Here is a 9,307-nt window from a genome sequence, read left to right as displayed (position 1 = left end):
AAGAATATTGGCAACACGTTTGTTTGCCGCAGCCAATGCAGCCGCTTCTGGTAAAGTACGGAAATGATTGACCGCAGTCACACGCTTATCAAAATCAAGAGGAGATTTTGGTGCAAGTGCTTGAACCGCTTGAATCACATCAACCGCAACGCCTTGGTCTTCATACTTAGCACGGTAACGACCTTCTAAGAAATCAATGACATCTTGGACTGTCTGGATTGTAGAGTTATCAGAAGTCATTTGTGTCATCACCGTTTGACCTGATACACGACTAATATCATCAATTACTAACTTATATGCAGTAGCTAAGATATCTTTAAGGTTGAAATCCAATTCATTTTCAATGATCAAACGTAAGATACCGATTGCAGAACGGCGTAAAGCAAATGGATCTTTAGAACCTGATGGAACTTGTCCAATTGTGAAAATACCAACAAGCGTATCTAAACGATCTGCAAGCGCAATCGTTGTACCCGTCTTGGTTTGCGGTAATACATCACCAGCAAACTTAGGTAAATACTGCTCACCTAAAGCTTCAGCAACTTCATGATTCTCACCTTCAAGGCGAGCATAGTACGTGCCTGCAATCCCTTGAAGTTCTGGGAATTCACCCACAAGTTCAGAGGTCAAATCACATTTAGCCAGTAATGCTGCTTTTTCAGCATCGGCTGCATTTGCACCCGTAATTGGAGATAGTGCAATTGCTAATTTCGCAATACGTTCTGATTTGTTCCAAAGCGTACCCAGCTGTGCTTGGAATACCATATTTGCGAGTTTTTCTTTACGAGATGCAAGCGGTTGCTTTTGATCTTGTAGGAAGAAGAATTCTGCATCGGACAAACGAGGGCGTACAACTTTCTCATTGCCTTCAATAATTTGAATCGGATCTTTTGACTCAATATTTGAAATAGTAATGAAGTAAGGCTGTAATTTACCTTCGGCATTGATCAAACAGAAATACTTTTGATTGTCCTGCATGGTGGTAATCAAGGCTTCTTGAGGAACAGCTAAATAACGCTCTTCAAAAGTCGCACGTAATGCAACAGGCCATTCAACCAAGCTGGTGACTTCATCAAGTAAGTCCGTTGGAACAATCGCAGTTGCATTGACTTCATCAGCTAACTTTTTCACTTGTTCTTGAATGGTTGCTTGACGTTTTTCGAAGTTCGCAACCACATAAGCTTGTTCTAAAGTCGCCAAATAGTCATTTGCATGCGCCAAAGTCACTGCTTCAGGTGCATGGAAACGGTGACCATAAGTCACATTACCTGCTTTATGATCTTGAATAGTTACTTCAACCACTTGATCATCTTTCAACAATACGACCCATTTTACTGGACGTACGAATTCAGTACGGCTTGCCGCTGAACGCATACGTTTTGCGATTGGCAAGTTATCCAATGCAGTTTGTAAAATTTGTGGCAGTAAAGCATCAAGGCTTTGACCTTTCACATCTTTCAAGAAGCAAACTTTTTCAACTTTACCAGCTTGGAACGTCGAAAGTTGATCAACCGTGATGCCTTGACCACGCATAAAGCCTTCAAGTGCTTTAGTTGGTTTGCCTTCTGCATCATAAGCGGCTTGAACAGCAGGGCCGTCAAAGCGTTTTTGTGTGTCTGCTTGAGCAGCATCAATATCAACAATTTTGAGTGCTAAACGACGTGGTGCAGCATAGGCTTCGATCGCAGCAAAATTTAAGCCTGCATCTTTTAAGCCTTTTTCCGTTTCAGCTTTTAAAGCATCACGTAAAGTTTTTAAGCTTTTGGGTGGAAGTTCTTCACAGCCAAGTTCGAATAAAACAGTATGCTTTGTCATTATTTATTCTCCTTCGCTTTTTCAGCTTGGGCTGCTTCTGCTTCAACTTGTGCTTTTAACTGCGCTAATACTTCATCACGTAAATGTGGTTCTGCCATTGGGAAACCGAGTTTCGCACGCGCAGCCACATAACTTTGAGCGATTGAACGCGCTAAGGTACGAACACGTAAAATATAACGTTGACGCTCAGTTACAGAAATCGCACCACGCGCATCTAATAAGTTAAAGCTATGCGATGCTTTAATCACTTGCTCATAAGCAGGAAGTGGAAGTTCAGCTTCCATTAAACGAGCTGCTTCAGCTTCATAGAAATCGAATAATTCAAATAATTTATCGACTGGCGCATATTCGAAGTTATAGGTCGATTGTTCTACTTCATTTTGATGGAATACATCACCATAAGTCACAGTACCGAACTGACCTTTGGTCCAAACAAGATCGTAAACTGAGTCTACACCTTGAAGGTACATCGCAAGACGTTCTAAACCGTATGTGATTTCACCAGTAACAGGGTAGCATTCAACACCACCAACTTGCTGGAAGTAAGTGAACTGAGTCACTTCCATACCATTTAACCAAACTTCCCAACCTAAGCCCCAAGCGCCAAGTGTTGGAGATTCCCAGTTATCTTCGACGAAACGGATGTCGTGTGTCAGCGTATCAATGCCGATTGCTTTTAATGAATCAAGATAAAGCTGTTGGATATTGTCTGGGTTTGGTTTAAGTACTACTTGGAACTGATAATAGTGTTGTAAGCGGTTTGGGTTCTCACCATAACGACCATCTTTAGGACGGCGTGAAGGTTGAACATAAGCCGCGTTCCAGGTTTCTGGACCTAATGCGCGTAAGAAAGTTGCAGTGTGGAATGTCCCTGCACCCATTTCCATATCATATGGTTGTAATACGACGCAGCCTTGCTCCGCCCAATAGTTTTGTAGGGCAAGAATTAAGCCCTGAAATGTATCAATATGCGATATAGCACGACTCATGGTGCATCCACTGGAATCAAACAAAAATTGTGGTTAAGTATAAGGATTTTCGGGTGCAGTGCAAAGGATTCAAGCGTTTCAGCAACAAGTTCTGATAATAAATTATTTAAACGCTTTTGTTTAATTTTCGAGTGAATTCAAAACGTACCCAATAGTCGACATATTTTCCCAGTTGGCAAAGTCCTAAATCGGAGATCATTCACATAAACGTCACCTCATGACGCATAACATCTTTTTCAATCTTAATTTTCAAATCATGAAATGTTAGCTTTGAAATGATCTTGTCACTGAGGTGTTTGCTATGTCTGATCGCATTCGTGAAAAATTACAAATTCTTGCCGATGCAGCTAAATATGATGTGTCCTGTTCCTCTAGTGGTAGTGACCGTAAAAATAAAGATAAGGGGCTAGGTGATGCCAGTCGGGCAGGGATTTGCCATAGTTATACCGAAGATGGGCGCTGTGTTTCATTGCTTAAAATCTTGTTCAGTAATGTCTGTATTTTTGATTGTGCTTATTGTGTGTCGCGCCGTTCTAATGATGTGAAACGTGCTGCATTTACCGTACAAGAAGTGGTTGACCTGACCATTAATTTTTATCGTCGTAATTATATTGAAGGGCTGTTTCTGAGTTCAGGAATTTTTAAGTCTGCTGACTATACTATGGAGCGAATGCTTCAAGTGGTGAAAAAACTACGTCTCGAAGAAAATTTTAATGGCTATATTCATCTCAAAACTATTCCTGGAGCATCGCCTGAGCTGATTCATGAAGCAGGACTTTATGCTGACCGTATGAGCATCAATTTAGAAATGCCAACTGAGGTCGGATTAAAAGCGTTTGCGCCTGAAAAATCACATCAAGAAGTACAAAAAGACTTGGGGCTAGTGCGAGATCGACTGATTCAACTCAAAGATGAACGCCAGATTATCAAGCATGTGCCAAAATATGTACCCGCAGGGCAGACCACGCAAATGGTGGTCGGCGCACATCAGGAAACTGATCAAGACGTACTTGTGATGGCAGATCGACATTACAAGGAATTTAAACTGAAACGGGTATATTTCTCAGGTTATATTCCAATCAACACAGAAAATAACTATTTACCAGCGGTCGGTTCAGCACCACCTTTGTTGCGTGAAAATCGGCTTTATCAAAGTGATTGGTTGATGCGTTTTTATGGTTTTGAAGTCAATGAAATCGTCAATGAAAAACACCCACATTTAGATTTGGATGTAGACCCAAAACTGAGTTGGGCGTTGCGTCATCCCGAGCAGTTTCCAGTGGATTTAAATCGTGCTGACTATCGCATGATCCTTCGTGTACCAGGCATCGGCGTAAAGTCAGCCAAGAAAATCGTGCAAGCGCGTCGTTTTGGCAAGATACACACTGATTTATTGAAACAACTCGGTGTGGCGTATTCACGTGCCCAGTTTTTTATTCGTTGTGAAGACAGTCCACGATTTCAAAAGGAACTTTCTACGACTGATATTCGTCAGCAAATATTAACGCAGGGTTCATCCAAGTACGTGAAACAACTGTCACCTCAGTTGAGTTTAGGATTCTAAACATGCTCAGTGATGCTGTGGTTTATTACTATTTTGATGGCTCTATGATCGGTTTACTCAACTGCGTATTTCGTGCTTTTCAGTTTAAAGAATTCCACGTGCAATTGTGTTTAAACCAAGTTGCACAGCATGGCTTATTTGCCACGTCGGTTGAAATTCCAAATCATGAGCAACATGCAGCACGTGTTTGGTCAGCTTTACAGCAGAAACTTTCGCATTCATCTCTGAAACAATTTTATTTTGCCTATTTATCTGAATCCTTGGATGCCTATCAGCATTTATTTAATTACTGTATCTATGTTTTTCGGCATCAACATTCAGTCGAAAAAAATTACTCTCATCCCAGTGTTTTAGCGATTTCGCAATGGACGAAAAAGGTCGGGCGCGAAAAGCATCGTATGGAAGCTTTTGTGCGGTTTAAGAAAACTACAGATGGTTTATTTTTAAGTTTAGTTCGACCTGATTTTAATGTCTTGCCTTTGATACAGCCGCATTTTAAGCGTCGTTATCAAGATCAACGTTGGTTGATTTATGACGAACAGCGCAAATATGGTCTGTATTATGATTTAAAAGAGATTCACGAGGTTTCTTTAGAAGCCAATCAGATTGACCGTAATATCGAAAATGGGGGCAGTCAAAACTTTCAATTAGAATTAGATGAACAAGAAGAATTATACGATCAGCTTTGGAAAGATTATTTTAATAGTATCAACATTAAAGAACGTCAGAATGTGAAATTGCATGTGCAATATTTACCTAAACGCTATTGGCGTTATCTGAATGAAAAATATGTTTAAGGCATTTTTTTGATTATTATTTTAAAAATACCAACATAACAAAAGAGCACATTCATGACTAAATTAGTCTTAAAAACAGCGGTACTGATTATGGCTTGTTTGAGTACTTTAGTATTTGCCAAAACGCAAGATAAAGCGATAGATCCTTATAGCCAATGTATCGATGACACCATTCAACAGCTAAAACTGGGAAATATCAATAATGCTGTGGTGGAGATCTGTAGCACCAGAACCAAAACTGTATATGCAAAGCAGATTGTGCAGTTATTGGATCAAATAAAAAAACAGAGTCAGGAATACAAGCAGCCTGAACGCTATCAGGACATCATGAAATCACAACAGCTTTGGAAAAATTTTGTCGATCAAGAGTGCCGTAATGCTGGTGCTTATATCGGTTCGCCGATGTATGAGTTTTGTCCCATGCAAAAATATGCAGAGCGATTGGAGCAATTGGAGGAGTATTTAAATTGACCTTGATCAGTTTTCGTTATTATTTAAAACTGTAATTTAAATACATCTTCAGTCTGAGTCGGCGTATACTGCTGCAACCAATGAAACAACACTATTCCAGCAAGGTGCATTGTGAGCTTTACCCAATCAGACTGGCTAAATTTCTTAAAACCGAATTACAAAATATTACCTTTGAAAGAACGTTTACTTTCTGGATTTGGCGCGCTTTGTGGTTTAGCAATATCCTCTTTAATTAGTTGGTATGTATTGGGCGGTATGAATGCATGGTATATCGCACCGATGGGTGCATCGTCAGTGCTTCTATTCGCGGTTCCCAACAGTCCACTGGCATAACCCTGGAATGTGGTTGTTGGAAATACGCTGGCAGGGATTATTGGGGTGGCCTGTACTCAATATTTGCCTGATCTGACCAGCGCATTTAGCGTGGCGGTTGGGTTTGCTATTTTTATGATGATGACTACAGACTCCTTGCATCCACCGAGTGGGGCAGTGGCGATTACCGCAGTTTTGGGTGGTGAGGCAGTCCATCGTCTAGGATTTCATTTTGTACTGTATCCCGTGCTATTGAACTCGATTTTACTGTTGCTATTTGCGGTATTTTTTAACCGTTTAATTGGGCGGCATTATCCCATTACCGCGCATGTCAATGAGCGTTCCAAAGACCCAACACCTACTCAAAAAGTATCGATTCAACCCAAAGATATCGAATATGCCTTAGAGCAACACACTGAACTATTGGATATCAGCCAATACGATTTAGAGAAAATCATTTTAGAAGCACAGGAACACGCAAGCGAACGCCTGAATAGTTACTTTGTCTGTGAGGATATTATGAGTCGGGATGTCATCAAGCTACATGAAGATGATGATATTCATCAGGCCTTAGAGAAGTTCAAGGAAGTCAACCTCATGAGTCTGCCTGTCGTCAATGCGGAGGAAAAACTGGTTGGAACACTGGCCTTATATGAGGTGGTGGAATGGTTTAAGGGTGCCACTGATCCGCGAAATTCATGGCAACATTATGTGAAACAGATCATGAGTCGTCGAGTTGTGAAAGTTGATCCATTACAACCGATTCAAGATCTTGTACCTTATTTTGTTGAAAAATCTTTTAATTATATTCCTGTGGTCGAAGAGCTACGTTTAATTGGAATTATTAGTCGGGCTGATATGATTGCGGCCTTGCATCAGCAAATCAAACAACAATCTTCAGTATTTTGAGCAAAAAAAAGCTACGGTTGTATTAGGGGTAAATCAACCGTAGCGACCAACAGAGGAAAGTGGGATTAGCGTTTTATGTGTTGATCTTCATCAACTGTCTTAACAGGTGGATGATAGCCTTGTACATGCTCAACCCGATTCGCCTGTCTTTTTGGAATGACTAACCACATGATTAAATACACCAAAATACCTGGGAAAGCGGCGCTCATAATTGAAATAATCACAAAGATTAAACGTAGTAAATTCGCATTCCAACCAAAACGTTCCGCAATACCGCCCATTACACCAGCGATCATGCTTTGTTGGTTTGAGCGGTATAAACCAGAATTGGCCATTTAATTTTTCTCCAAAAATATTTGATACAGCAACGGAATGAGACTTCATTCATGATAAATCGCTGTTAATAATGAGATAGGGATGAACTGGTTTTTTTAAAGTTTAAACAGATGGGAGAATCGTTACGGTGTGTAAAAGGCTGATGGAAAAAACGACAGTATCGCCTAAAATGCACCGACTTAAAGCATATGGCTTGGGTTAATCGAAATTTCGCTCTTATCAAAATACTCCACGAATGGACTTTTGGAGGCATATAACAAAACGGTTCAATCGTTTTGATCTTTCCAAAAAGTTTATTTATTGGAATGGTGAGGTGAAATGGTCACGATATCGATGTTAGAGATTTATGGATATGCAGTTCAGGTTATTCTTATCGTGGTTTAGCGTAGGTGCTCTCTTGAGCTTTGGGTTGAGCGCCTGTGATAGCCATCACCCTGAATCCGCTAAACAACAGGCCCAGACGCAACCGAGTCATGAAATCATGGAATCAGACCCGCAGCAGGGGATGTCATTAACCCAGGTTGCTGGACAGGCCACCCTGCCTCGTCCTGTGACACACAAGCATACACCGACTAAACTGTCTGAAACTGAACTGGCCTATGTGGGGCGTTATCATGCGCGTATTCCATGTACCGATGCTTTCGCGGGTTGTGTCAATAACGAGAAAGAAGCGGAATATATTATGAACTTGCTGGAGGATGGCTCTGTCTACTGGACCAATACCAGTTTCGGTCGTCTGGGTTCAGATTTATCGCGTAATGTTGCCAAAATTGAGCAAACCTGTAAGCAGGTGCAGTGGCATGTTGAGCCAGTGGAAAAAGAGATTGTGGTGCGCTGTGCTGCCGCTGACGTGAATTTATATTACCAGATCAATCAGGACCAGAATCTTGTGATGGATCTGGATAAAATCTGGAATGGGGATCAGGGCCGCAACCGCAAGTTCTTTAAAGAATATCCATTTCCCAAGAAAGCCTATGTTTTTGAAAAGTCGGAATAAAAAATTGAGAATAAAAAAAGAGCGCATCGAGCGCTCTTTTTTGTCAGTGCAGATTAGTAATCAAAGCTGAAGTGTTCTGGTACAAGTGAAGTCAAGGTACGAGAAGTCGAAACCATTGATTCTGCATGACCTTGCGCACGTGGCAACAAACGGTCAAAGTAGAATTCAGCAACCTTGATTTTTGCTTTATAGAATTCAGGAGTTTCAGCACCATTGCCTGCTTCCAGTTTTTCAGAAGCAACCACTGCCTGTTGAGCCCAGAAGTAAGCCATCATCACATAACCAGAGAACATCAAGAAATCATTAGAAGCAGAAGATACGATGTCACGGTCTTTACGTGCTGCAAGCATGATGCGAACAGTTAATGTGTTCCATTGAGCGCAAAGCTTCGTTAAGTCCCAAGCGAAGCGACGTAAGTATTTGTTACGAGCGTGAGTTGCACAGAACTTCAGGATTTCAGCAGTATAGTCACGAACAACTTTACCTTTTGAGCTTAAAAGAACTTTACGACCTAATAAGTCAAGTGCTTGGACACCCGTTGTACCTTCATACAATGTTGAGATACGTGCATCACGTGCGATTTGTTCCATGCCCCATTCTTTGATGTAACCATGACCGCCGTATACTTGGATACCATGGTTTGCAGCTTCCAAACCTAATTCAGTCAAGAAACCTTTAAGAATTGGAGTATAGAAACCAAGTTTGTCATCGGCAGCTTCATAAGCAGCCTGATCACCACTTGCCAGCGCATCAGCCATTTTATCTGCAAGTTTGGCAGCATGATAAATCATTGCACGACCACCTTCAGCTACAGCTTTTTGAGTTAAAAGCATGCGGCGAACGTCTGCGTGGTGAATGATTGCATCAGCAACACGCTCTGGCTCTTTTTTACCAGAAAGTGCGCGCATAGACATACGGTCTTTCGCATAAGGTAACGCACCTTGGAAAGAAAGTTCAGCATGTGCAATACCTTGAACCGCTGTACCAATACGTGCAGTGTTCATGAAAGTAAACATTGCATGCAAACCTTTGTTGATTTCACCAATGAGGTAACCAGTTGCGTTATCAAAGTTCAATACCGCAGTTGCTGATGCACGGATACCCATTTTGTGTTCGA

The 9,307-nt window shown here is 41.2% G+C and carries 8 protein-coding genes and 1 pseudogene; 5 read left to right on the top strand and 4 right to left on the bottom strand.

Going from position 1 to position 9,307, the window contains the following annotated elements; translation table 11 throughout:
- Together glyS and glyQ are read right to left on the bottom strand one after the other, a co-directional pair.
- Positions 1-1,815 (bottom strand): glycine--tRNA ligase subunit beta (gene glyS / locus B4H32_RS05045; RefSeq protein WP_286800497.1); only part of this gene is annotated, 1,815 nt, incomplete at its 3' end.
- Positions 1,815-2,804: a glycine--tRNA ligase subunit alpha gene (gene glyQ / locus B4H32_RS05040; protein WP_004641159.1), complete on the bottom strand. Its 990-nt coding sequence runs from the start codon at positions 2,802-2,804 to the stop codon at positions 1,815-1,817. The genes glyQ and glyS, both read right to left, overlap by 1 nt.
- 301 nt (positions 2,805-3,105) lie before the next feature.
- On the opposite strand from glyQ, the gene B4H32_RS05035 reads away from it, so the two are divergent.
- The 4 genes and pseudogenes from B4H32_RS05035 (at position 3,106) to B4H32_RS05020 (ending at position 6,857) form a co-directional block, all read left to right on the top strand.
- Positions 3,106-4,368, top strand: coding sequence for a putative DNA modification/repair radical SAM protein (locus B4H32_RS05035; protein ID WP_004757055.1), 1,263 nt, complete (start codon positions 3,106-3,108; stop codon positions 4,366-4,368).
- Between the two features lie 2 nt (positions 4,369-4,370).
- Positions 4,371-5,165 (top strand): TIGR03915 family putative DNA repair protein, encoded by a 795-nt coding sequence (locus B4H32_RS05030; protein ID WP_286800491.1) that lies wholly within the window; start codon positions 4,371-4,373, stop codon positions 5,163-5,165.
- A 54-nt stretch (positions 5,166-5,219) separates the two neighbouring features.
- Positions 5,220-5,636, top strand: a complete 417-nt coding sequence (locus tag B4H32_RS05025) for a lysozyme inhibitor LprI family protein (RefSeq protein WP_004683320.1) — start codon at positions 5,220-5,222, stop codon at positions 5,634-5,636.
- A 111-nt stretch (positions 5,637-5,747) separates the two neighbouring features.
- Positions 5,748-6,857: pseudogene (locus tag B4H32_RS05020) on the top strand (HPP family protein).
- 65 nt (positions 6,858-6,922) lie between these two features.
- Here B4H32_RS05020 and B4H32_RS05015 read toward each other — a convergent pair.
- Positions 6,923-7,192, bottom strand: coding sequence for a PspC domain-containing protein (locus tag B4H32_RS05015; protein ID WP_004683315.1), 270 nt, complete (start codon positions 7,190-7,192; stop codon positions 6,923-6,925).
- Positions 7,193-7,545: 353 nt separating this feature from the next.
- Here B4H32_RS05015 and B4H32_RS05010 point away from each other — a divergent pair, with 353 nt between their 5' ends.
- Positions 7,546-8,190 carry a hypothetical protein gene (locus tag B4H32_RS05010; RefSeq protein WP_004683314.1) on the top strand — a complete coding sequence of 215 codons (645 nt, stop codon included), beginning with the start codon at positions 7,546-7,548 and terminating at the stop codon, positions 8,188-8,190.
- Between the two features lie 53 nt (positions 8,191-8,243).
- On the opposite strand, the gene B4H32_RS05005 is transcribed toward B4H32_RS05010, so the two are convergent.
- The coding region (locus tag B4H32_RS05005) for an acyl-CoA dehydrogenase C-terminal domain-containing protein (RefSeq protein ID WP_286800489.1) at positions 8,244-9,307 on the bottom strand (1,064 nt) is incomplete at its 5' end.

The sequence above is a fragment of the Acinetobacter sp. UBA2063 genome (assembly GCF_002333245.1).
GTDB lineage: Bacteria > Pseudomonadota > Gammaproteobacteria > Pseudomonadales > Moraxellaceae > Acinetobacter > Acinetobacter parvus.
Note: the sequence above shows the minus strand (reverse complement) of the source record. Positions and strands in the feature narration are given on the sequence as shown.

Coding starts and splice junctions, on each gene's coding strand:
- B4H32_RS05025 (WP_004683320.1), top strand. CDS start 5,220: ATGACTAAATTAGTCTTAAAAACAGCGGTACTGATTATGGCTTGTTTG.
- B4H32_RS05010 (WP_004683314.1), top strand. CDS start 7,546: ATGCAGTTCAGGTTATTCTTATCGTGGTTTAGCGTAGGTGCTCTCTTG.
- B4H32_RS05015 (WP_004683315.1), bottom strand. CDS start 7,192: ATGGCCAATTCTGGTTTATACCGCTCAAACCAACAAAGCATGATCGCT.
- glyQ (WP_004641159.1), bottom strand. CDS start 2,804: ATGAGTCGTGCTATATCGCATATTGATACATTTCAGGGCTTAATTCTT.
- B4H32_RS05030 (WP_286800491.1), top strand. CDS start 4,371: ATGCTCAGTGATGCTGTGGTTTATTACTATTTTGATGGCTCTATGATC.
- B4H32_RS05035 (WP_004757055.1), top strand. CDS start 3,106: ATGTCTGATCGCATTCGTGAAAAATTACAAATTCTTGCCGATGCAGCT.